Here is a 24,263-nt window from a genome sequence, read left to right on the forward strand (position 1 = left end):
GTTTGAAATTCTAATTTCTGCATACTACCTCTCCTGCTTTCATAATAATTTAGTTCCTAGTACCAGTGTTCTTTACCGTATTTAACGTCTGAAATATGACGAAAATCTCGCGGAATTGAAATATTTGAAACCTTTTTGAAATGAAATCGTATGTAAAGTATCACAAAAGAATAGACATAACGTAAGAAAGGTAGGGGGATACATGATTAGTATAAAACGAATTTTTTCCATCATCGGTTTTGCCTTATTAATAATTGTGTTAGCTATTGTTGCATTTACATCCTGGTATACCGTTGATGAATCAGAACAGGCTGTTATGATTACGCTCGGTGAAGTTGAAGAAGGGATTAGCGAACCGGGGTTACATTTTAAATATCCTTGGCCTATCCAGTCAGTAGAAGTACTTTCTAAGGAAACTTTTAGTCTTCAGTTTGGCTATGAAGAAACAGAAGATGGAGAGGTAAAGGATTTTCCAAAGGAAACAAAAATGATTACAGGTGACGAAAATATCGTTTTAGCTGATATGGTTGTACAATGGAAAATAACTGAACCAGGAAAATATTTATTTAATGCAGAGAATCCAACAGAAATGCTTGAAGATGCTACTTCTGCCAGCTTAAGAAGTATTATCGGCAGCTCAACAATAGATGATGCTCTAACATCAGGAAAAGTAGAAATTGAAAAGCAAGTCCAAGAATTATTATCTACATTAGTTGAAGAATACGATATTGGTATTACGATTCTAGCTGTGAAATTACAGGATGTAGATTTACCAAATGAGGAAGTAAGAAAAGCCTTTACAAACGTAACAGATGCTCGAGAAACAATGAACACTAGAAAGAATGAGGCAAATAAATATCGCAACAAACGAACAGAAGAGGCACAGGGGGAAAAGGATGCGATTATGTCCTCTGCTGAAGGAGATAAAGCTGCTCGTATTGAAGAAGCTCGCGGTGATGTAGCTCAGTTTAATGCGATTTATAACGAGTATGTAAATGCAAAGGATATTACCCAAAAACGTTTAGTTTTAGAAACAATCGATCAAGTGCTCCCGAATGCTGAAATTTATATTATGGAGGACAATGGGAATACAATGAAGTATTTACCTATTAAAGAGGGAACAGCAACAAAACCTGTAGTGCCAACTGAACAGGAAGGAAGTGAAACAAATGGGCAATGATAATGTAGTAAATATGGAAGAAAAAAAGCCTTCCTTTTCTTTTAAGGGTTATCTTCGAGCAGGAATCATCCTTATTATTACGATCTTGATTCTTGTATTGGTGCTAACTAACCTGTTTATTGTGAAAGAAAATGAATACAAGGTTGTTCGCCAATTCGGAGAAGTTGTCCGTATTATTGAAGAGCCAGGATTAAATTATAAAATTCCTTTTATCCAATCAGTCACAACACTTCCTAAATATCAAATGACATATGATGTGGAAGAAGCTGAAATTAATACAAAGGACAAGAAGCGGCTCATTATTGATAATTATACAGTGTGGAGAATAGATGATCCGAAGAAAATGATTTCAAATGCGAGATCCATTGTTAATGCCGAAACAAAAATGGCGGAATATGTTTTCTCAACTGTTCGTTCGGAATTAGGGCAATTAAATTACGATGAAATCATTAACGATGAAAAGTCCTCAAGAGGTAGCTTAAATGACAAAGTAACGGAGATTGTGAATAATTTACTTGACGCAGGTGACTACGGTGTAGTTGTAACAGATGTTCGAATGAAAAGAACAGATTTGCCTGCTGAAAATGAAGAATCTGTATTTACTCGGATGATTTCAGAGCGAGAATCGACTGCACAGGGGTATTTATCAAAAGGTGACGCTGAAAAAAATCGCATTATTGCTGAAACCGATCGGGAAGTAAAAGAAATGCTTGCTAAGGCACAGGCAGATGCTGAGGTTATTCGAAGTGAAGGGGAAAAAGAAGCGGCAAGGATTTATAATACTGCCTATTCAAAAGATCCCTCATTTTATGAAATGTACCGTACGTTGCAATCTTATAAACAAACCATTGATGAAGAAACAGTCATCATTATACCATTTGATTCACCTTATGCAAGTTTGTTAAAGGGAGTACAATAATCGTATTAGAAAAACTTGGCTTGTCGCAAAGTCCTGATGGCGAAAGCCTTAGTTTTTCTTATACTAACATCCATAAAATTAAAAACTTACTGATAGTATAATAGGGCCCTAGTTTTCCTTTCTATTTATAGTCATGATAAAATAGAATAGGAAAACTAGGGTTTTTGTATAAATGAAAAGATTGCGAACAGATATTATTCGCTTGAATAGAGGAGGATATAAGGATTGACAAAGAAGCTGGTATTAATTGACGGAAATAGTATTGCTTATCGGGCATTTTTTGCTTTACCCTTACTAAATAATGATAAAGGTGTACATACAAATGCAATCTATGGGTTTACGATGATTTTAATGAAGATTTTAGAGGATGAAAAACCAACACATATGCTCGTTGCTTTTGACGCAGGAAAAACAACGTTTAGGCATAAAACGTTTCAAGAATATAAAGGGGGAAGACAAAAAACTCCACCAGAATTATCAGAGCAATTCCCGTTTATTCGTGAGCTGCTGGATGCTTACCAAGTATCGAGGTATGAACTGGAAAATTATGAAGCAGATGATATTATCGGAACATTATCTAGACAAGCTGAGAAGGATGGCTATGAAGTTAAGGTTATTTCAGGAGATAAAGATTTAACCCAATTAGTAACAGATAAAATAACGGTAGATATTACGAAAAAAGGTATTACGGATGTTGATTCATACACTCCAGAGTTTGTAAAAGAGAAGTATGGCCTAACTCCAGAGCAAATTATTGATATGAAAGGGTTAATGGGCGATACGTCTGATAATATTCCGGGAGTACCGGGTGTAGGTGAGAAAACCGCTATAAAACTTTTAACAGAATTTACAACATTAGAAAATGTATTAGATTCAATTGAAAAAGTTAGTGGAAAAAAGCTTAAAGAAAAGCTAGAGGAAAACCGTGAACAAGCGTTAATGAGTAAAAAGCTCGCCACAATTGATTGTGAAGCACCGCTCTCTATTACGTTGGATGAAGTTCATTATGAAGGTTTTGATCCTCAAAAGGTTACAGATTTGTTTAAGGAGTTAGGCTTTAATTCGTTATTAGACAAATTGGGGACTGAAGCTTCTGAAGAAGAAATTGAAGACATTAGTTTTGATGTAGTTAGTGAGTTTACACAAGAAATCTTAACTGATGAAGCTTTTCTTTACGCTGAAGTATTAGAAGATAGTTATCACCAAGCTGAAATTAGAGGTTTTTCGATCATCAATGAAAATGGACATTATTACATTCCGGCCAAACTTGCTTTATCATCTGATCAATTCAAAGAATGGGCAGAGGATGAGTCTAAACAAAAAACGGTTTATGATGGGAAGAAAACAACAGTATCTCTTAGCTGGAAGGGAATTTCATTAAAAGGAATCAACTTTGATGTATTAATAGCTGCTTATTTACTAGATCCTTCTGCAACCTATGAGGATGTGGCAAGTGTCGCAAAGGCTCATGGAGTGACAATTGTACAGCATGATGAGGTTGTGTATGGGAAGGGGGCGAAGCGCTCGCTGCCAGATGATGATAAGCTAGGGGAGCACCTTGTTCGAAAAGGACTAGCTATTTCGGATTTAAAAGAAAAGCTAATTGATCAATTAGAAAAAAATGATCAAACTGCCCTTTTATACGATTTAGAATTGCCTCTATCTCTAATACTTGCTGAAATGGAGGCAACTGGAATAAAAGTCGATGTTGATCGTTTAAAAGAGATGGGGAAACATCTTACTGATCAGTTAAAAGCATTAGAAGAAAGTATTTATGCTCATGCTGGTGAGGCCTTTAATATTAATTCACCAAAGCAGCTTGGCGTAATTTTATTTGAGAAGTTAAATCTTCCTGTAGTTAAAAAAACAAAGACGGGCTATTCAACTTCTGCTGATGTATTAGAAAAGCTCGAAGATAAACATGAAATTGTACAGGATATCCTTCATTACAGGCAACTTGGAAAATTACAATCTACCTATATAGAGGGCTTATTAAAGGTTGTGCACACAGATACACATAAAATACACACACGATTTAACCAAGTGCTAACTACAACTGGTAGACTCAGTTCAATAGATCCAAATCTGCAAAATATTCCCATTCGTTTAGAGGAAGGGAGAAAGATTCGTCAGGCATTTGTTCCATCAAACAAAGATTGGGTCATTTTTGCAGCTGATTACTCACAAATTGAGCTAAGAGTGCTGGCACACATTGCCAATGACGCAAATTTAGTCGAAGCGTTCCAAAACGATTTAGATATTCATACAAAAACGGCAATGGATGTCTTTCATGTTGAAGAAGATGAAGTTACATCAAATATGAGAAGGCAAGCCAAAGCAGTTAACTTTGGGATTGTGTATGGTATTAGTGACTTTGGACTTTCACAAAGCTTGGGTATAACCCGAAAGGAAGCAGGGGAATTCATTAGGCGCTATTTAGAATCCTTTGTTGGCGTTCAGGAATACATGGATGACATTGTTGCGGATGCTAGAGAGAAAGGCTATGTGAAAACATTACTGCATAGAAGAAGATATATTCCGGAAATCACAAGCCGTAACTTTAATCTTCGCAGCTTTGCAGAGAGAACAGCAATGAATACACCTATACAAGGGAGTGCAGCTGATATTATCAAGAAAGCGATGATTGATATGGCTGAGAGATTAAAGCAAGAAAAGCTGCAAACAAAATTATTGTTACAGGTTCATGATGAATTGATATTTGAAGCCCCAAAAGAAGAAGTGGCTATTCTAGAAAAAATTGTACCAGAAGTAATGGAGAATGCAGTCGAATTAAAAGTACCTCTAAAAGTAGATTATTCATATGGGAACTCATGGTATGATGCAAAATGACTCCAGCTAAAAAGGAAGTGAATACATGCCGGAATTGCCAGAGGTTGAAACAGTTCGCAGAACGCTGATTCAGCTTGTAAAAGGAAAAACAATAAAAGAGGTTTCTGTTCACTGGCCAAAAATGATTAAAAAGCCGGAAGAAATTGAACAATTTAAGGATGCATTAGTCGGTCAAACCATTCATGATGTAAATCGCAGAGGAAAATTTTTGAAGTTTATGCTTGATGACTATGTCCTGGTATCTCATTTAAGAATGGAAGGTAGATATGGCTTATATAAGGCTGAGGATGATGTGGAACAGCATACTCATGTATTGTTTACATTTACAGACCAAACAGAGCTTAGATATCGAGATGTAAGAAAATTTGGCACGATGCATCTCTTTAAAAAAGGAGAAGAGGAACAAAGTCTTCCTCTTTCGCAACTTGGTCCTGAGCCTTTTTCAGCTTACTTTACGGTAGAATATTTAAAAGAACGGTTAGCGAAAACATCTCGTAAAATAAAGACTGCTTTACTTGATCAATCAGTTGTAGTTGGACTTGGGAATATTTATGTTGATGAAGCCTTATTTCGTGCAGGAATAAATCCTGAACGAACTGCAAGCCAATTATCGAATCAAGAGTATGAACGATTACATAAAGAGATCGTCAAAACTCTCGAGGAGGCAGTAGCACAAGGTGGCAGTACCATTCGATCTTACGTAAACACACAAGGTGAAATTGGGATGTTTCAATTGCAATTATATGTGTATGGTCGAACAAATGAACCATGTAAAAATTGTGGAAACATACTGACAAAAACTGTTGTCGGTGGTCGGGGAACACATTTTTGTTCAAACTGTCAAATATAATTAGATAAGGGTAAAGACATCAAAAGATGATCTTTGCCCTTCTTTTGGTATAGGGAATTATAAAAGTTTTATAACTCCGAAGTACTGGATGTGCAAGTGCAATCTTGGAGATTGACGTTGCGGTATTTGACGGCCAGCGCCTAGCCCCTAGAGGTCATTAGCCGTACATAATTGAAGACAAAGCTTCTTCTATTCATTTGCGTCTTATTTGCCCTAGGCTGTTCAAGGCGCTTGGCTTTTGTTCTCTTAGAAAAACGCCAGATAAAGGCACTTGCTCTTTTCTTATGTGATTCTAAATAAAGGAATGAAAACATAAGGTACCATATCGAAATATCAATCCTTCTTTTAACATTCTTTGGGCGATTATCATACACTATGTTAGCAATCAGAAGGAAGGGGCAAGGCTTTTATGTTTCAATTCATTTCACTGTTGTTATTAGCAATCGCAGTTAGTTTAGATAGCTTTTCAGTTGGTTTTACTTATGGCATGAGGAAAATGAGAATCCCCTTAAAGTCAATTTTTATCATTGCTTGTTGTTCAGCTGTAACAATGCTTGGAGCGATGTTCCTAGGTGAATTGTTAACAAAAATATTCCCTATCTATATCACAGAAAAGCTTGGTGGATTAATCTTAATGCTCATTGGAGCATGGGTTTTATATCAATTTTTTCGACCGACAAAGGAAGTTGGAGAGGAAGAAGAAGTTGAAAAAACGATCATTAATTTCGAAATCAAAACCTTTGGAATTGTGATTAACATACTCAGAAAGCCGATGACTGCGGATATAGATAAGTCGGGAACAATTACAGGAGTTGAAGCCTTTTTACTTGGTGTAGCTTTATCATTGGATGCCTTTGGTGCTGGAATTGGTGCCGCATTATTAGGATATTCTCCAATTATTATGAGTGTACTTGTAGCGTGTATGAGTTCTCTATTTGTTTCATTTGGCATAAAATCAGGACATATTTTTTCAAGGTTTTCTTGGATGGATAAATTTTCTTGCCTTCCAGGGATTATTCTCATTATTATAGGGATATGGAAATTATAAGCAAATGGAGGCTAAACGCTGTGACAGTTGTCATTGGACTAACAGGTGGAATAGCAAGTGGGAAGAGTACAGTTTCAAATATGATAAAGGAAATGGGTATAACTGTTGTAGATGCCGATCAAATCTCAAGAGATGTTGTGGAGTTAGGAAAACCTGCATATAACAAAATTGTTGAAGTTTTTGGTGTAGGGATTTTGCGGGAAGATCATACTCTGAATCGCGAAAAGCTCGGCAGCTTAATCTTTAGTGATCAGAAAAAACGGGAACAGTTAAATGAAATTGTTCATCCGGAAGTTCGCAAAGAAATGCTTCAACAAATAAAAGAAGAAAAAGAGCTTAAATCAAGTGCAGTTGTATTAGATATTCCTTTATTATTTGAGAGCAAACTAACCTATTTGGTTGATAAAACAATCCTTGTGTATGTGGATGAACAAACCCAGTTAAAACGTTTAATGGAACGAAATGATTATACGGAAGAGGAGGCCAAACTCCGTATTCAATCACAACTCCCCTTAAAGGATAAAAGAAAGCTTGCTGACGAAATCATTGATAATAATGGTTCGTTAGAATATACACACACACAGCTAAAAGCTGTTCTAAATAAGTGGATTTAAAGGAAAGAGACTAATAATAGTCTCTTTTTTTCTTTGTTGTGAAACACTTTAATGATTGGCGGATATATTTAGTAAAAAAATGCTTGTACTTGAAGAAATAAATGAACCTTATTAGTATTAAATGTGTTATACTAATTGTAAGTTATATAAAATTAGTATGTCATATATAGTGAGGGGAGATTTTTTATGTCTACAAATATAGCGATAAATGGATTTGGTCGTATAGGAAGAATGGTATTTCGACGTGCAATCACAGAAGGCTTAAATATAACGGCAATTAATGCAAGTTATCCAGCAGAGACTCTAGCCCATTTAATTAAATATGATACAAATCATGGAACCTTTGAAGGCGAAGTCATTGGAATGGAAGATTATTTAGTTGTAAATGGACATAAAGTATTATTACTAGATGAACGTAATCCTGAGGATCTTCCATGGAAGCGATTAAATGTTGATATAGTTATTGAAGCAACCGGAAAATTTAATAAAAAAGAAAAAGCCATGTTACACGTGAAGGCTGGGGCGAAAAAAGTCCTTTTAACAGCTCCTGGGAAAAATGAAGATGTAACGATCGTTATGGGGGTTAATGAACATGTGTATGATGCAAATCAGCATACAATCATATCAAATGCTTCATGTACAACAAATTGCCTTGCACCAGTCATAAAGGTGCTTGATGAAGCATTTACAGTAAGAAATGGACTTATGACGACAGTTCATGCATACACAAATGATCAAAGGAATATTGATAATCCACATAAAGATCTAAGAAGAGCTAGAGCGTGCGGACAATCCATTATACCTACTACGACTGGTGCTGCAAAGGCTATAGAACTTGTATTACCTCAAATGAAAGGTAAGTTACATGGAATGGCACTGAGAGTCCCAACACCGAATGTTTCACTCGTTGACTTGGTCGTTGATCTGGAGAAATCTGTTACAGCAGAAGAAGTTAATCACTCTTTTATGTTAGCTTCACAAAAATCACTAAAGGGAATTCTTGATTTTTCTACAGAGCCTTTAGTCTCTATTGATTATAATACAAATCCTTATTCAGCAATCGTCGATTGCTTATCGACCATTGTAATCGATCAACATAAGGTAAAGGTGTTGGCATGGTATGATAATGAATGGGGATACTCCTGCAGAGTGGTTGATTTGGCTAAAATGGTAGAAAAAAGTATGTCTCCGTTATTAGGTGTATAAGGATTTAAGGGATATTTAAGCTCCCTATGGAAAAAGTAATAAATGTAACTTCATGCTGCATGAAACCCCTTTAACTTAGATGTAGCAAATATTTTTTCAAAAAGTGTGTTGCAAAACATATACAAACAAAGTATACTATTTTTCGTGAACTTCTTATCAAAGCCAAGGTGTTAAGGCTACTTAAAGGGTTAGGACCTCTCTGGACTAACTTTCCCCCGTGGTAGTTACACATACCATTCGCGAAGAATTCATGTAAAAAAATAGTTAAAGGGGGATCCATGAATTATGGAAACAATGGGTAGACACGTAATCTCAGAATTATGGGGATGCGATTTTGATAAGTTAAATGACATGGATTACATTGAAAAAACATTTGTAAATGCGGCATTAAAGTCAGGTGCAGAAATAAGAGAGGTTGCTTTCCACAAATTTGCCCCACAAGGAGTAAGTGGAGTTGTTATTATCTCCGAGTCCCATTTAACCATTCATAGTTTTCCAGAGCATGGTTATGCAAGTATTGATGTTTACACATGTGGTGATTTAAATCCAAATATTGCTGCAGACCATATTGCAGAATCATTAGGTGCACAAACTCGTGAAAATATCGAAATCCCAAGAGGTATGGGACCTGTACAAGTAAAGCAAGCGAAAGCAAAAGCTCTTTAATTTGAAAGAAAACATTCAGAGGTGCGGATTATTTAATCTGCACCTCTTTTTATTATCGGAAAATTTCAGTATGATAGTAATAGAATAACTTTTCATACATAAAGGGAAAAATAATGAATAAAGGGGAATTTAACAATGAGTTTTATGAACAAAATAAAAGATTTTTTTAGTACTCATCAAGAAACAAGGGAAAATCATTATAATCCAGACTTGCAAAGCCATTATTATAAAACAACAAATAAGAAAGCACTTCAATCAGTAAAGGAATTGATCGAGCAAACACCTGGAATGACAGTTACCTCTGTATCAGAAGAACGTGGAGAAATGAGCGTGAACATTGATCGTCCTAGAAAGGCATTTTTAATTGTAACGGTTATTTCTGTGCGTCCTTTTGAAACAGCTGTTGATCTTACTGCTACGACAAATACTGTGTTACCAACAGACTTTGGATATAGTAAAAAAATCATTCTTGAATTATATAAAAAGCTGGATCAAAAAGAAACATTTGTAGGTACTGGAAAAAGTGGAAAATAAAATATGGGTCATAGACCTATATATGACGTGTAGAAGGAGTTGGTCATATGAAATGTCCTTCGTGTCAGCATAATGGGACAAGAGTATTGGATTCTAGACCTGTAGATGAAGGAAGATCGATTCGCAGACGCCGTGAATGTGAGGAGTGCCAATATCGTTTTACAACATTTGAAAAGGTAGAAGAATTTCCTCTAATTGTTGTAAAGAAAGAAGGAACAAGGGAAGAGTTTAGTCGGGAAAAAATCCTAAGAGGGCTAATTAAAGCGTGTGAAAAGAGACCAGTTCCTTTGCAAAAGTTAGAAGATATTGTTCATGAAATCGAAAAGGAACTTAGAAATCAAGGTGTTTCCGAAGTGAATAGTAAATTAGTTGGCGAAATGGTCATGGACAGGCTCGCTAGAATTGACGAGGTTGCATACGTTCGGTTCGCATCAGTGTACCGGCAGTTTAAGGATATAAATGTATTTATCGAGGAATTGACTGACCTTATAAAGAAAGTAAGATAAATGAAAAAAGAGCTAATGGAGGGATCCTTCAGCTCTTTTTTCAGTGGATTATTTTTCTAATTATAGGCATGAAAGGTTGAAGGGTATGGAACAGCATTGGAAGGAACTGCTCGCTATTGATCGATATACGGTTAAAAGTAAATCAGTTCTACAAGACTTAGATCGAAAAATCGTCACACTACTTTATCAGCCATTAATAGGGTCAAAATGCTTTAGTCTTTATATGACTTTATGGGGAGAATTAGAGCAAAATCGTCTATGGAGTGTTGAAACAACGCATCACAGTTTAATGACGATCATGCAGAGCAATTTACGGGAAATCTATCAAGAACGTTTGAAATTAGAAGGCCTCGGGCTTTTGAAAACATATATAGATGAAATTGATGGTGTAAAAAGATATATATATGAGTTGCAGGCGCCTATTCGACCGAATGAGTTTTTTCAGGATGGTGTATTGAATATTTATCTATATAATCGTGTTGGTCGAAATAAATTTTTACAGTTAAAAAGATTTTTTTCAGATGATCAAATGGAAGAGGGAATAAAAGAAATCACCAAATCGTTTGATGATGTGTTTGATTCCGTTCGGTCTGCAGAAATGATGGGCAGAGTAAACCAGGAAACAATGGATGACTTAACACTTGAAAATGAGAGGGAATATCTCCAAACAGATAGTCGTGCCACATTAGATATATCAGATGCTGTATTTGACTTCGACTTATTCTTCTCGGGTTTATCTGAGGCTCTTATTTCTCCAAAAGCTTTTACACCTCCAGTTAAAGAGGTGATCAAAAAGTTATCCTATTTGTATGGTATTAGTGCAATTGACATGAAAAATGTTGCTATGTCCAGCTTAGACCAGGATGATATGATTGATGTAGAATTGCTTAGAAAATCAGCTAGAGATTGGTATCAATTTCAAGTTGGAGATCAATTACCGAATCTTGTTGATAAGAAACAGCCTATTTCATTACGGTCGAACCTTGATAAAAAACAATTATCACAAGAAGAAGAATTGATGTATCAATTAGAAACCATTTCACCAAGACAGTTTTTAACAGATGTTGCTGGTGGTATACCTCCATCTGTAAGTGATTTGCAGATCATTGAAGAGGTTATGGTTCAACAGAAGCTCGAGCCAGGGGTCGTGAATGTACTGATCTATTACGTCATGCTTAAAACAGATATGAAGCTTACAAGAGCTTATGTTCAAAAAATTGCAAGCCATTGGACAAGGAAACACATTAAAACCGTGAAGGATGCAATGGATTTAGCTAAACAGGAACATCGCCAATATCAACAATGGGCAGAAGAAAAAACGACGGCAAAGAAAAAATCATCAAACCAAAGAGCACCTATTCGAAAGGAACAACTTCCTTCATGGCTGAAGGATGATGAAACGAAAAATGATCAACAAGAAAAACCCCAGAAGAAGGAACAAGTAGATAAGAAACAATTAGAACAATTCGAATTAGAAAAGAAAAAATTATTTGATCGAATTAAAAAATACAAGGATAATAAAAGCAGTGAAACCACAGAAGGGAGGAATGACTAAAATATGGAGCACATGAGCAAATCATTGAAGAAGTTAACAAGTAGACCTGATTTTAGTGAACGGTATAATGATTTGAAGAAGCAGGTATTAAATAATCCTGATGTACAAGCTTTTATTGCCAAGCACTCAACAGAAATTGAAGATGGAATGATTAATAGGAGCTTAATGAAGCTTTATGAGTTTATTAATCAGAGTAAAAACTGTGAAGAATGCCCATCTTTAGCTGAATGTAAAAATTTGTTGCAAGGCTATCATCCTCGTCTAATGATACAAGGCCGCATAATTGATATCCAGTACGATAAATGTCCGACAAAAGAAATTCAGGATGAGCGGAAAAAAAATGAAGCACTTATTAAAAGCATGTATATTCCAAAGGACATTCTTGAAGCTCAATTTGATAAGATAGACGTTGATGTTGAGGAAACAAGTCGTCTGCAGGTCATTAGTATGGCTCAAGATTTTGTTGAAGCCTATAATAGAGGAGACCGCCCAAAAGGCATCTATTTGTATGGTTCCTTTGGAGTCGGAAAAACGTATATTTTAGGCGCAATAGCAAATGAACTTGCCTCACATAAAGTAGCTTCAATGCTCGTTTACGTCCCGGAATTTATAAGAGAATTAAAAGGTTCATTTCAGAACGCATCATTGGATGAAAAGCTCGATGCTGTGAAAAAAATTCCCGTATTGATGCTTGATGATTTAGGTGCAGAATCAGTATCGAGCTGGGCGCGAGACGAAGTTCTTGGAACTATTCTTCAGTATCGAATGCTTGAAAATCTGCCTATTTTTATATCATCTAATTTCAATTTAAAGCAACTTCAGCATCACCTTTCTATTTCACAGCGTGGTGAAGAAGAACCTGTTAAAGCTGCAAGGATTATGGAGCGAATAAAACATATGACAACCCCAATTGAACTGATTGGAAGAAATCGAAGAGGGTAAAGAGCCTTATTACAATTTGTTCATTTTATTTTTGAAGAAAGTTTAACTATATTAAAGGATTAAAGTATAAGAAAAGACATCGACTTCCGCCATTCTTGGCGGTAAGTCGTGTTTTTCTAATGATCGACTACCTTAAAAGCAAGGGGTAGTCGATTTATTTGTTTTTCCTAGCCGATTTCTTTACTTCTAAATGAAGATGTCCCCCCATATACATAAATTGAAGTGCTGGCAAATAGGGGGGACAAACATGCTTGAGATATTATTTGGGTCTCCGAAAGAGGCAAGGACGATGTATTCAATTTTTCGTTCAATTTCTGAAACGTTTTTATCTGAGCTTCAATTAGTAAATAATCAATGTATAAAAATTAACCCGAAATCTTGGGATATCGCACTTGAACAATTTGTTATACCGGGTCTAATTCAATTTATTATTGGCCATAAAGAGCATCATTTGATCCTGAACATGCTAAAAGAGTTGTATTATTTCTCAGAAGAAGAGGAGCAACAACAGATTTTACATATTGCTCAATCAATATTAGAGGGAGAGCGGGATGAAATTCCGAAGGTACAGCAACTTGCACCAAGAGAGCATTTTGTAAGAGAGGCACTAGAAGAGTTCTTACGGCCGGATTTGTATTTTACCTATTCATCATTTCAAAAATTTCGTCTGCAAAAATATCTACATAGTTTACGAGAATATGTGGAAATTGCCATCGAGGAGTACAAGATGGAGCAGGAGTATCAAAATTTTATTCAAAGTTTACGGGAATATTTGTGTGAAAATAAAAGCAAAATTCCAACCATTCATCTTGTGTGTGATCGGGAATATCTAGTTTATAATGAAAACAAGTGCAGGATACCTGAGGCTGAATTGAAAAAGCTGATTGATAAAGACTTTGTTTACCAACATCCAATGCATATAGATTCAAAGTTATTAGCTCCATTGGTTTCCATGGCTCCTTTAAAGATTTCTCTCTATGCAAATGATTCTTTTGATGGTATGATCCAAACAATCCAAAATATTTTTGAAGAAAGAGTAACGATTCACCGCTTGGAAGATTTTTATGGATAGAATGAAGTACATATTTGGGGAAATTCATCTTGATTTTGTCGAGAAAACAATTTATAATACGAAATAATTGAAAAAAAGATCTGTAATGATAAGGACATGAGCTTGTTTATACGGTTCCCAGAGAGGGAAGGAAATGCTGAAACCTTCCTAACACGATGAACAAACTTACCACCTTTAAACTTCAGTTGTGAACAGTTATCCTGTAACTAATTAATAACTGACGGACTTCCCGTTATCGATGTTAAAGCCAAAGTCTTATTAATGTTGCTTACGAATACATTAATTATTGCTATTTATAGATTTTGGGAACAAGGGTGGAACCACGATCCATTGACTAAGTTTATTAAACTCGTCCCTTTTTATAGGGGGCGAGTTTTATTTATTTTTGGAGCAAAACTTTGATGCTAAGGTTCTAATTAGTGTCAATGTCTAGTTCCGAAGTACAGGAAGTACAAGTGCAGTCAAGGTGATTGACGTCGCGTTTTTGACTGCCAGCGCCTAGACCCTAGAAAGGGCTGATTAAGGCGCTTCTACATTTCAAAGAGGAGTGAACAAGGATGTCAGACGTTATAAAAATTGCGTTTCCAGACGGAGCTGTGAAGGAGTTTGCAAAAGGTACCACAACTGAGGATATTGCGGCATCCATTAGCCCTGGTTTAAGAAAAAAATCACTTGCAGGGAAAATAGATGGTCAATTAATTGATTTGCGTACACCTATTCAACAGGATGGTGCAATTGAAATTGTCACTCAAGATAGTGATGAAGCATTGGAGATTATGCGGCATTCAACAGCACATTTGATGGCACAAGCGATTAAACGCGTGTATAAAGACCAATCCATTAAACTAGGAATTGGACCAGTGATTGAAAATGGTTTTTATTATGATATCGATATGGAACAGGCGATAACCCCTGAAGATTTACCAGCCATCGAAAAAGAAATGAAAAAAATTGTAAATGAAAATATTGAAATTGTTCGTAAAGAGGTAAGTCGTGAAGAAGCACAGCGTATTTACGAAGAAATCCAAGATCCTCTTAAATTAGAGCTATTAGAAGCAATCCCAGAGGGTGAAGCTGTCTCTATTTATGAACAAGGAGAATTCTTTGACTTATGCCGTGGAGTGCATCTTCCTTCAACAGGTAAAATTAAGGAATTCAAATTATTAAGTGTTGCAGGGGCATACTGGCGTGGAGATAGTAAAAACAAAATGCTTCAACGTATTTACGGAACAGCATTCTTCAAAAAGGCTGATTTAGATGAGCATCTACGTTTGTTGGAAGAAGCAAAAGAACGTGACCATCGTAAATTAGGAAAAGAGCTTAGCCTTTTCACAACATCGCAAAAAGTAGGCCAAGGATTACCTTTATGGCTTCCAAAGGGTGCGACTATACGTCGTATTGTAGAGAGATACATTGTTGATAAAGAAGAAAGGCTGGGCTATCAGCATGTTTATACACCTGTTTTAGCAAGTGTTGAATTATATAAAACATCTGGACATTGGCAACATTACCAAGAAGATATGTTTCCAATCATGGAAATGGATAATGAAGATTTAGTGCTTCGTCCAATGAACTGCCCGCATCACATGATGATTTATAAAAATGATATTCACAGCTATCGCGAATTACCAATCCGTATTGCTGAGCTTGGAACAATGCACCGCTATGAAATGTCAGGCGCGTTAACTGGATTACAGCGGGTACGTGGAATGACGTTAAATGACGCTCATATCTTCGTTCGACCAGATCAAATTAAGGATGAATTCATTCGTGTTGTTCGTTTAATTGAAGCTGTATACAAAGACTTTGGAATTGAAAACTATTCATTCAGATTGTCATACCGTGATCCAGAAGACAAAGAAAAGTACTTTGATGATGATACTATGTGGGAAAAAGCACAGAGCATGTTAAAAGGTGCGATGGATGAATTAGGTCATGACTATTATGAAGCAGAAGGTGAAGCTGCATTCTACGGACCAAAGCTTGATGTACAGGTAAGAACAGCTCTTGGAAAAGATGAAACTTTATCAACTGTTCAATTAGACTTTTTACTTCCAGAACGCTTTGACTTAAATTATGTTGGAGAAGATGGTAAGCAACATCGACCTGTTGTTATTCATCGTGGTGTTGTATCAACAATGGAGCGCTTTGTAGCATTTTTAATTGAAGAGTACAAAGGTGCTTTCCCTACGTGGTTAGCTCCAGTACAAGTTCAGGTCATTCCAGTTTCTCCTGCTATTCATCTTGATTATGCGAAAAAGGTTCAAGAACAACTTCAAGAGGCAGGACTTCGTGTTGAGCTAGATTCAAGAGATGAAAAGATTGGCTATAAAATTCGTGAAGCGCAAATTCAAAAAATACCATATATGCTTGTAGTAGGAGATAATGAAATTGCTGAGACTGCAGTCAATGTACGTAAGTATGGTGAGCAAAAGTCAGAAACGATCGCATTCGAACAGTTTGTTAAGCAAATTCAAGAAGAAGTAAAAAGAGCATAAGAAAAGCGCAAGCGCCTGTTCAGCAACGTATGAACTGGAGCACTCCGTATGAGATAAAGCGAGACTTCCATTAAAGGGTAATCTTTTCTCTAATGGATAGCGAGACTTATCCGACTTTCTACGTATAGTCAAATTATTAACCTCTTAAGGTCGGGAAAAGGAAACACGAAGAGCGCAAGCGTCGATGTTGACTTATCGTAAGGAGGGGTATGGAGTTCCCTAGTTGCTGGGCGCTGGCAGTCTAAAAGCGCGACGTCCTGTCGCAACGACGGCACTTGCACATCCTGTGCTTCGGAGCTAGATACCGAAACTAAGTACAAAACTTATAAATTCTGATATTATAAATAAAAATCGGTGGAGTTTTCCAACGATTTAATATGTATAAACGAAAAAAAGTTATTGCAAGAACAGAATGGTTCTGATAAAATTACATTTGTTGTTTAGAAGATATATATATAATTCGCTTGCAAGATCTTTGCATTGATGGTATAATTCTCAAGGTAATTGAATAGTCTTTTATATTAACAAGTAGAAGCACCCGCTTCTCACCTGATTGACACATCCGTTTGTAGTTGGCAGGTAACGATGATATAGTTAATTTATACAATCGTAGTGTGGGTGTTATGCATCCACACTTTTTTATTTTTTAAAAATAAAAAGACCGAGATCTACAAAAACGGTGTTAAGAATCACTATTCAGTTTTGAAAAAACCTTGGAGGTGGCTAATTATTAGCAAAGATATGATGGTAAATGACGGAATTCGCGCACGTGAGGTTCGTCTAATCGGTGCCAACGGAGATCAGCTTGGAATTAAATCTCGCCAAGAGGCTTTAGAAATTGCTGGAAGAGCTAATCTAGATTTAGTTTTAGTAGCTCCAAATGCAAAGCCTCCTGTCTGTCGCATCATGGATTACGGAAAATTCCGTTTTGAACAGCAAAAGAAAGAAAAAGAAGCTCGTAAGAATCAAAAAATCATCAACCTTAAAGAGGTGCGCTTAAGCCCTACAATTGATGAGCATGACTTTAACACTAAGCTTCGAAATGCACGTAAATTCCTAGAGAAGGGCGATAAAGTAAAAGCTTCTATTCGCTTTAAAGGACGTGCCATTACACATAAAGGAATCGGTCAAAAGGTGCTTGATCGTTTCTCTGCAGAATGTGCAGATTTAAGTACAATTGAATCTCATCCAAAAATGGATGGTCGTAGCATGTTCTTAGTTCTAGCACCGAAAAATGAAAAGCAATAATCCCTTAAGGAGGAATACCTTATGCCAAAAATGAAAACTCACCGTGGAGCAGCAAAGCGTTTCAAAAAGACCGGATCTGGTAAACTTAAACGTTCACATGCTTACACAAGTCACTTATTCGCTAACAAATCTACAAAAGCTAAACGTAAATTACGTAAATCAACTGTAGTAAGCAAGGGCGATTTCAAACGTATTCGTCATTTATTAGACAATCTTAAATAATCGGACCATCGTAATATAGGAGGGAATTTACATGCCAAGAGTAAAAGGCGGTATCGTTTCACGTAAACGTCGTAAAAAAGTATTAAAATTAGCTAAAGGTTATTTCGGTTCAAAACATAGATTATACAAAGTTGCAAACCAACAAGTAATGAAATCATGGATGTATGCATACCGTGATCGTCGTCAAAAGAAACGTGATTTCCGTAAATTATGGATCACTCGTATTAATGCAGCTGCTCGTGTAAATGGTCTTTCTTACAGCCGTTTAATGCACGGATTAAAGCTTGCAGGTATCGAAGTAAACCGTAAAATGCTTGCTGACTTAGCTATTTCTGATGAAAAAGCATTTGCTCAATTAGCAGACGCTGCTAAAGCACAGCTTAACAAATAATCGAACGGTATGAGAGAGCTGACTCTAGATAGGGTCGGCTTTTTTCATTTTAAAAGAATAAATAGGTTTTCATCATGATTATATAGACTAAAGCGACAAATGAATTACTCCAAGAGAGGAAGTGAATAAAATGCTTTATTTATTATGTTATTATCTTTTACTAAATATGATTGGTTTTGTCCTGATGTGCTCTGATAAAAAACGTGCCAAACGAGGAGAGTGGAGGATAAAAGAATCAACACTTTGGTTAGTTGCTATTTTAGGCGGAGCGATCGGAGGATATATAGGAATGAGAGTCTATCGACATAAAACAAAACATTCTTCTTTTGCCGTTCTTTTTCCGCTCATCGCTCTTGGCCATATCGTACTTCTTGTTTATTTATCTATTTCATTGGCATAAACTTAAAATGCTCTCGTAAAATGGAATCAATACGACTCTCATCTATGAATCACAACTTAGAAAGTGGTGATGATAATTCAACTAGCAACTTCTGCTGTGTTGACCGTTATTCAAACGACTGGTTTTTTTGCACCTCTTGTTTTTATTTTGTTTCATATGATTAGGCAGTTCTTATTTATTCCTGTTGCCGTTGTATGTGTAGCAGGAGGAATTCTTTTCGGTGCACAGCTTGGTTCCGTTTATTCGGTTATTGGACTTACAGGTTCGAGCATCACCTTTTATTTTATTTCAAAACTTTTCCCTTCACTGTTAAAGCGGTTAATGAAAATGAAAGAAAAATGGTTAGGAACTTATACAAACTTTTCTATCATGCAAATTATGATATTAAGAATGATCCCATTTATTAATTTTTCGCTTATTTCGTTATGTGTATTAGACAAAGCAAAAACGTTTGGCCGCTATACGAAATTATCTTTCCTTACACATATTCCTTCAACCCTTTGTTTTACGTTTTTAGGTGCATCGATTCAGGCATTGCCGCCTGTAGTACTTGTCGGAATTGTGGCAGGCTTGTTTATCCTTTTCTATTATTTTAGGGAGAAACAAGTTTTCATTAAATGGAATGATTTCTTTATGAGAGAAAGAGCATGATGAATTGTTGAGGATTGATGATATATGTTAAAAAAGAAAGTTCTACTTGATACGGATATAGGTGGAGACATTGATGACTCACTTTGTTTGGCTTATTTATTATGTCAGCCTTTATGTGAGCTAATGGGCATCTCAACCGTCGGTGGGGAAGTTGAAAAAAGGGCAATGATAGCAGATGCCATATGTAAAGCAGCCGGGAAGCACGTCCCCATAGTTGCAGGTGCAGACTATACTATAATGCCTAGCACTTTTTATCCAACACCAGATGGAGCAAAACAACTCGCTTATTGGCAGCATGATACATCGTTTGTGAAAAATAAAGCAGTCGATTTCATGCGGAAAACGATTCGTGAAAATCCGCATGAAATTTCACTTTTAGCTATTGGTCACTTAACTAACATTGCCATATTATTTTTGGTGGATCCAGAGATACCAATGCTCTTAAAAGAACTTCATATTATGAGCGGTGTTTTTTCATCAAATCTTGAGGCGACAATGGAGATGCCAATGTCAAATTGGAATTCCTGGGTAGACCCGCATGCATCATCTATCGTCTATCATTCTGATGTTCCAAATCACACAACCTTTGGGCTAAATGTTACAACACAATTAGTCCTGAAAAAAGGTGACAAAGAAGATTTGTTTTCAACACCTTTAATGAAAGCTGTTGAGGACTTCGGCTCTCCATGGCTTCAAAATAATGATATGACTTTTCATGATCCGCTTGCTGCTGCTAGTTTGTTTGAGCCTGGATTTTGTAAATATCAACAAGGTTTTATTGAAGTCGAATATAAAAAAGAGAATCAACGTGGAATGATGAATTTTCATCTAAGTCAAATCGGCAAAAGAAAGGTTGCAATAAGCGTAGATCGAGAGAGATTCTTTGATCACTATTTTAATGTGGTTTGTGGGTAATTAGATTTGAAAAAGAGCTTGAGAAACATGAGTTCTCAAGCTCTTTTATTAATTTTCTCGTTTTTTCAAAATTAATTCCTTAATAGGGCTTTTCCAATCTACTTTACTATGAGGATACTGTAATTTTACTTGCTCTTGAATGTATTCGAAATCCTCTAAAGTCAGTCCCTGTAATTCATTGGTTGACTTTGACCAAATAAAGATGGAGACTACTTCAAAAGAATTTGTCGTTGTTCCTAAATACTTTTCTCCCTCAAATAATGCACCTTTATACGTTAGCAGAAAATTTTTCCGTACATTTTCCTTATCATCTAAAAAATAAAACTGCTTTTGCTCATGTGCTAATTCAAGTTTTCGTTTGGGGTTAAATAAATACCTAATTCCTGTATAAAGGAGAAATACAATAAAGACGATTAACAACAAACGTAGTAATATGACAATCATCGTAAAACCCCTCCTGAGGGCAATTTTCCTTATATACGAATAAGAGATCGAAAAGGTTCCATGTTTTTATAAATTTGTTATAATTTTTTTATACTATCAGAAAGTAAAAAAAAATTTATGGATGATAGTATAAGTAAAACTACGACTTTCGCCATTAGGACTTGGCGACAAGCAAAGTTTTTCTAAAAGAATGAACAATGTTGGAGGAATACTTCATGAATTTTTCAATACTATTTAACATGCAGCAGGAATTGGATGCAAGAATACAATCACAACACAATCTTGAAAATGAAAATTTAGTTGACCGTAAAGTACTGGCTTTATTAGTAGAAATAGGAGAGTTAGCGAATGAAACCAGGTGTTTTAAATTTTGGAGCCTAAAGCCACCTGCCTCTACTGATATTATATTAGAAGAATATGTAGATGGTATTCACTTTATCCTGTCCCTAGGATTAGAAATGAAAATAGATACTAATATGAACTTTGAAGATCGTGAATCAAATAAAACGCTAACAGAGCAATTTTTAATCGTCTATGAAACAGTGTCAATTTTTAAACAGGATCCGTCTGTCTCAAACTATAAAAACATGTTTGAAGAGTATTTATTACTTGGGAAATTATTAGGTTTTACTTCAGAGCAAATAGAGAAAGCTTATGTATCGAAAAATGAAGTGAATCACAAGCGACAACAACAGGGATACTAATAATCAAGTTATTTTCTTACGTAATAACCTTTATTGTATAATAAATATGATTGAAATTGAAGGAGGCCTACATAATGTCGAAGCTAGATGAAACATTAACAATGCTTAAGGATTTAACAGATGCAAAAGGTATTCCTGGTAACGAGCGGGAAGTTCGTGAAGTAATGAAAACATACATATCTCCGTATTCAGATGAAGTTGTGACAGATCATTTAGGAAGTTTAATTGCTAAAAAGGTTGGACAAGAAAACGGTCCTAAAATTATGATTGCTGGTCACTTAGATGAAGTTGGCTTTATGGTGACACAAATCGATGATAAAGGATTTCTTCGCTTTCAGACAGTAGGTGGCTGGTGGTCACAGGTTATGTTGGCGCAGCGCGTAACGATTGTAACAAGAAAAGGTGAAGTTACAGGTGTTATTGGCTCTAAGCCTCCACATATTCTTCCTCCTGAGGCGCGAAAAAAGCCAGTTGAAATAAAGGATATGTTTATCGACATTGGTGCATCAAGCCGTGAAGAGGCAATGGAATTTGGTGTCATGCCTGGTGACCAAGTTGTTCCTTATTTTGAGTTCACTGTCATGAAAAATGAAAAGATGCTGCTTGCAAAAGCTTGGGATAACCGAATTGGCTGTGCTATTGCTATTGATGTATTAAAAAACTTAAAAGATACGGATCACCCGAATGTAGTATATGGTGTAGGTACTGTGCAGGAAGAAGTTGGTCTGCGTGGAGCTCGTACGTCAGCTAATATGATTCAGCCTGATATTGCCTTTGGTGTTGATGTTGGAATTGCGGGGGATACTCCTGGAATCTCTGATAAGGAAGCGGCTAGTAAAATGGGTGAAGGTCCTCAAATTATTCTTTATGATGCTTCCATGGTCTCACATAAAGGTTTGCGAGATTTAGTGACAGATACAGCTGATGAACTGAATATACCGTATCAATTTGATGCAATTGCAGGTGGGGGTACAGATTCCGGTGCGATTCACATCTCTGCAAATGGTGTTCCAGCATTATCGATCACAATCGCAACCCGCTATATTCATTCACATGCAGCGATGTTACATCGTGATGATTATGAAAATGCTGTCAAGCTTATTACTGAAGTGATTAAACGCTTAGATCGGGAAACAGTCAATAAAATTACTTTTGATTAAAAAATGCTGGGGAAATATTCCCCCAGCACTTTTTATTGAACATTTTTACTAAGACCTTGCTCCAGTGTTGTTAGCATCTCTTTTTTATCTTCTTCATTTGCATTTTGCCAAATGACTTCAAAGAGAACGCCTAAACCAGGCAGCATTTTTTCTTCACCGCTTTGAATGGCGTCAACAATCGTATCTTGTAGTTGATCCTGAGTATTTCCTGACACATTTGCTATTACTGCATGACGAAGATTTAAGTTCAATGTACGTGCACTCCTTTTTAAAGAAAAATGGAAATTATTGTGTTTTAGCTAATATTTAATGATAAAAATATGAGCTTTTAATGATAGAATTTGTTAATTACTTAAGAATTATGTATGATTGGAAAGAGAAAATGGAATAGTTTATAAAAGGAGTATGAAAGTGGATCGAATTGAATCTGTCAAAAATCCAAAAGTAAAGCAATGGAAGAAGTTGCACACGAAAAAAGAGCGAGAAAACACTGGAACGTTCATTATTGAAGGGCTCCACTTAGTTGAAGAAGCTCTAAAAAATAAAGAAATGATCAAAACACTTATTGTTTCTGAAGATATGATTTTACCAAACACTTGGGATGTAGATAATGTAAGAATGACTTTCATCACGAAGGATGTCATGAAAGCTATTAGTGATACAGAGACTCCACAAGGGGTTGCAGCAATTTGTGAATACCAACCTTCACACACACCTGAACGTTGGTCTAAAATATTATTAGTAGATAGTGTTCAAGACCCTGGGAATTTAGGAACAATTATCCGCACAGCTGACGCAGCTGGAATTGATGGAATTATTTTAGGTGAAGGTACAGTGGATCACTACAATTCAAAAGTGATTCGCTCTAGTCAAGGCTCACTATTTCATTTGCCAATTGTAAAAGGTAATTTGCATGAGTGGCTCACTGTATATAAGGAAAATAATATTCCTGTCTACGGTACAGCTTTGCAAAATGGGATTAGCTACAAAGAAGTGAAATCAGCTGACCAATTTTGTCTACTCATTGGGAACGAAGGTAGTGGTGTAAACAGTGATCTATTAGACCAGACAACGAAAAATCTGTATATTCCTATTTATGGTGGAGCAGAGTCGCTAAATGTTGCAATCGCTGCAGGCATTCTTCTTTATCATTTACGTGAATAGGCAGGTTGCGGGAACAAATTGTTTTGATTATAATAAGATAGAAATTACATATATGAACAAAACGATGACAGAGACTAGTAATTTGCAGTTCGTCCATTCAGGGAGAAAGTGCCGAGACTGAAAGCATTTTTTGGATCGAAGTAAATGAATTCACCTCTTGAGTTGACACTTGGACCGTCAAAGACGTAAAGGTGTTCCGGTTTTTACCGTTATGGAAATGAAGTGAGTTATATTTAGGACAATTCTAAGCATAACTAACAAGGGTGGTAACGCGAATTCAACTCGTCCCTTTTATGGGGCGGGTTTTTTATTTTGTAAAAAATCGCGTATTAACTTATTTTTAAGTCTAGCTACAGCGCCAAGCTCCGATGCACAGGACGTGCAAGTGCAGTTTCAGCGACAGGACGTCGCGTTAGCAACTGTCTCTAGGTATAAACCAATATAGAATTGAAGGTAAAGAACGCCTTCTATTCTATATCGTCTTATTTGCCCGAAGCTGGTCAAGGCGCTTTCGCTTTTCAATT

25 protein-coding genes and 2 other annotated features are annotated in these 24,263 nt (G+C 36.1%); of the genes, 23 read left to right on the forward strand and 2 right to left on the reverse strand.

Going from position 1 to position 24,263, the window contains the following annotated elements:
- The first annotated feature begins 202 nt into the window (after positions 1-202).
- The 20 genes from hflK to AC4GZ8_RS21780 all read left to right on the forward strand — a co-directional run bounded on the left by hflK (position 203) and on the right by AC4GZ8_RS21780 (position 20,267).
- Positions 203-1,180 (forward strand): FtsH protease activity modulator HflK, encoded by a 978-nt coding sequence (hflK, locus tag AC4GZ8_RS21685; protein WP_491083994.1) that lies wholly within the window; start codon positions 203-205, stop codon positions 1,178-1,180.
- On the forward strand, positions 1,170-2,099 hold the full coding sequence (gene hflC / locus AC4GZ8_RS21690) for a protease modulator HflC (protein WP_491083995.1): 930 nt from the start codon (positions 1,170-1,172) through the stop codon (positions 2,097-2,099). Before hflK ends, hflC begins: the two co-directional genes overlap by 11 nt.
- A 225-nt stretch (positions 2,100-2,324) precedes the next feature.
- Positions 2,325-4,949, forward strand: coding sequence for a DNA polymerase I (gene polA, locus AC4GZ8_RS21695; protein WP_491083996.1), 2,625 nt, complete (start codon positions 2,325-2,327; stop codon positions 4,947-4,949).
- Between the two features lie 25 nt (positions 4,950-4,974).
- Positions 4,975-5,799 (forward strand): DNA-formamidopyrimidine glycosylase, encoded by an 825-nt coding sequence (mutM, locus tag AC4GZ8_RS21700; protein ID WP_491083997.1) that lies wholly within the window; start codon positions 4,975-4,977, stop codon positions 5,797-5,799.
- A 409-nt stretch (positions 5,800-6,208) separates the two neighbouring features.
- Positions 6,209-6,847, forward strand: a complete 639-nt coding sequence (gene ytaF, locus AC4GZ8_RS21705; protein WP_491083998.1) for a sporulation membrane protein YtaF — start codon at positions 6,209-6,211, stop codon at positions 6,845-6,847.
- Between the two features lie 20 nt (positions 6,848-6,867).
- On the forward strand, positions 6,868-7,461 hold the full coding sequence (gene coaE, locus AC4GZ8_RS21710) for a dephospho-CoA kinase (protein ID WP_491083999.1): 594 nt from the start codon (positions 6,868-6,870) through the stop codon (positions 7,459-7,461).
- Positions 7,462-7,647: 186 nt separating this feature from the next.
- Positions 7,648-8,667: a glyceraldehyde-3-phosphate dehydrogenase gene (locus AC4GZ8_RS21715; protein ID WP_491084000.1), complete on the forward strand. Its 1,020-nt coding sequence runs from the start codon at positions 7,648-7,650 to the stop codon at positions 8,665-8,667.
- A gap of 285 nt (positions 8,668-8,952) precedes the next feature.
- Positions 8,953-9,333 carry an adenosylmethionine decarboxylase gene (speD, locus tag AC4GZ8_RS21720; protein ID WP_491084001.1) on the forward strand — a complete coding sequence of 127 codons (381 nt, stop codon included), beginning with the start codon at positions 8,953-8,955 and terminating at the stop codon, positions 9,331-9,333.
- Between the two features lie 135 nt (positions 9,334-9,468).
- Positions 9,469-9,867, forward strand: a complete 399-nt coding sequence (locus tag AC4GZ8_RS21725; protein WP_491084002.1) for a cytosolic protein — start codon at positions 9,469-9,471, stop codon at positions 9,865-9,867.
- Positions 9,868-9,914: 47 nt separating this feature from the next.
- Positions 9,915-10,373 carry a transcriptional regulator NrdR gene (gene nrdR, locus AC4GZ8_RS21730; RefSeq protein WP_491084003.1) on the forward strand — a complete coding sequence of 153 codons (459 nt, stop codon included), beginning with the start codon at positions 9,915-9,917 and terminating at the stop codon, positions 10,371-10,373.
- 85 nt (positions 10,374-10,458) lie between these two features.
- Positions 10,459-11,928 carry a replication initiation and membrane attachment family protein gene (locus AC4GZ8_RS21735; RefSeq protein ID WP_491084004.1) on the forward strand — a complete coding sequence of 490 codons (1,470 nt, stop codon included), beginning with the start codon at positions 10,459-10,461 and terminating at the stop codon, positions 11,926-11,928.
- Between the two features lie 3 nt (positions 11,929-11,931).
- Positions 11,932-12,870, forward strand: coding sequence for a primosomal protein DnaI (gene dnaI / locus AC4GZ8_RS21740; protein WP_491084005.1), 939 nt, complete (start codon positions 11,932-11,934; stop codon positions 12,868-12,870).
- Between the two features lie 247 nt (positions 12,871-13,117).
- Positions 13,118-13,942 carry a putative sporulation protein YtxC gene (gene ytxC, locus AC4GZ8_RS21745; RefSeq protein WP_491084006.1) on the forward strand — a complete coding sequence of 275 codons (825 nt, stop codon included), beginning with the start codon at positions 13,118-13,120 and terminating at the stop codon, positions 13,940-13,942.
- A 557-nt stretch (positions 13,943-14,499) separates the two neighbouring features.
- Positions 14,500-16,440 (forward strand): threonine--tRNA ligase, encoded by a 1,941-nt coding sequence (thrS, locus tag AC4GZ8_RS21750; protein ID WP_491084007.1) that lies wholly within the window; start codon positions 14,500-14,502, stop codon positions 16,438-16,440.
- 520 nt (positions 16,441-16,960) lie between these two features.
- Positions 16,961-17,087, forward strand: a sequence feature (ribosomal protein L20 leader region).
- A 79-nt stretch (positions 17,088-17,166) separates the two neighbouring features.
- Complete coding sequence (gene infC / locus AC4GZ8_RS21755) at positions 17,167-17,688, forward strand: translation initiation factor IF-3 (protein ID WP_491084053.1); 522 nt, start codon at positions 17,167-17,169, stop codon at positions 17,686-17,688.
- Positions 17,689-17,709: 21 nt separating this feature from the next.
- Positions 17,710-17,910 carry a 50S ribosomal protein L35 gene (gene rpmI, locus AC4GZ8_RS21760; protein WP_098795055.1) on the forward strand — a complete coding sequence of 67 codons (201 nt, stop codon included), beginning with the start codon at positions 17,710-17,712 and terminating at the stop codon, positions 17,908-17,910.
- A gap of 31 nt (positions 17,911-17,941) precedes the next feature.
- Positions 17,942-18,301 carry a 50S ribosomal protein L20 gene (gene rplT / locus AC4GZ8_RS21765; RefSeq protein WP_491084008.1) on the forward strand — a complete coding sequence of 120 codons (360 nt, stop codon included), beginning with the start codon at positions 17,942-17,944 and terminating at the stop codon, positions 18,299-18,301.
- A 130-nt stretch (positions 18,302-18,431) separates the two neighbouring features.
- On the forward strand, positions 18,432-18,701 hold the full coding sequence (locus AC4GZ8_RS21770; RefSeq protein WP_491084009.1) for a DUF1294 domain-containing protein: 270 nt from the start codon (positions 18,432-18,434) through the stop codon (positions 18,699-18,701).
- Positions 18,702-18,770: 69 nt separating this feature from the next.
- Positions 18,771-19,352 carry a TVP38/TMEM64 family protein gene (locus AC4GZ8_RS21775; RefSeq protein WP_491084010.1) on the forward strand — a complete coding sequence of 194 codons (582 nt, stop codon included), beginning with the start codon at positions 18,771-18,773 and terminating at the stop codon, positions 19,350-19,352.
- A 24-nt stretch (positions 19,353-19,376) separates the two neighbouring features.
- On the forward strand, positions 19,377-20,267 hold the full coding sequence (locus AC4GZ8_RS21780) for a nucleoside hydrolase (protein WP_491084011.1): 891 nt from the start codon (positions 19,377-19,379) through the stop codon (positions 20,265-20,267).
- 48 nt (positions 20,268-20,315) lie between these two features.
- On the opposite strand, the gene AC4GZ8_RS21785 is transcribed toward AC4GZ8_RS21780, so the two are convergent.
- The gene (locus AC4GZ8_RS21785) at positions 20,316-20,708 is read right to left on the reverse strand and encodes a sigma-w pathway protein ysdB (protein ID WP_491084054.1); all 393 of its coding nucleotides are present in this window, start codon (positions 20,706-20,708) and stop codon (positions 20,316-20,318) included.
- Positions 20,709-20,926: 218 nt separating this feature from the next.
- Between AC4GZ8_RS21785 and AC4GZ8_RS21790 the strand changes: the two genes are divergently transcribed.
- Positions 20,927-21,415, forward strand: coding sequence for a dUTP diphosphatase (locus AC4GZ8_RS21790; protein ID WP_491084012.1), 489 nt, complete (start codon positions 20,927-20,929; stop codon positions 21,413-21,415).
- Positions 21,416-21,489: 74 nt separating this feature from the next.
- Complete coding sequence (locus AC4GZ8_RS21795; protein ID WP_491084013.1) at positions 21,490-22,575, forward strand: M42 family metallopeptidase; 1,086 nt, start codon at positions 21,490-21,492, stop codon at positions 22,573-22,575.
- Between the two features lie 32 nt (positions 22,576-22,607).
- Here AC4GZ8_RS21795 and sspI read toward each other — a convergent pair whose 3' ends face one another.
- Positions 22,608-22,826 carry a small acid-soluble spore protein SspI gene (gene sspI, locus AC4GZ8_RS21800; RefSeq protein ID WP_491084014.1) on the reverse strand — a complete coding sequence of 73 codons (219 nt, stop codon included), beginning with the start codon at positions 22,824-22,826 and terminating at the stop codon, positions 22,608-22,610.
- A gap of 160 nt (positions 22,827-22,986) precedes the next feature.
- Here sspI and AC4GZ8_RS21805 point away from each other — a divergent pair, with 160 nt between their 5' ends.
- The gene (locus tag AC4GZ8_RS21805) at positions 22,987-23,739 is read left to right on the forward strand and encodes a TrmH family RNA methyltransferase (protein ID WP_491084015.1); all 753 of its coding nucleotides are present in this window, start codon (positions 22,987-22,989) and stop codon (positions 23,737-23,739) included.
- A gap of 55 nt (positions 23,740-23,794) precedes the next feature.
- Positions 23,795-24,032: a binding site (T-box leader), on the forward strand.
- Positions 24,033-24,263 lie beyond the last annotated feature (231 nt).

This window comes from Metabacillus sp. RB-C-LZQ-3-1 (assembly GCF_058315175.1).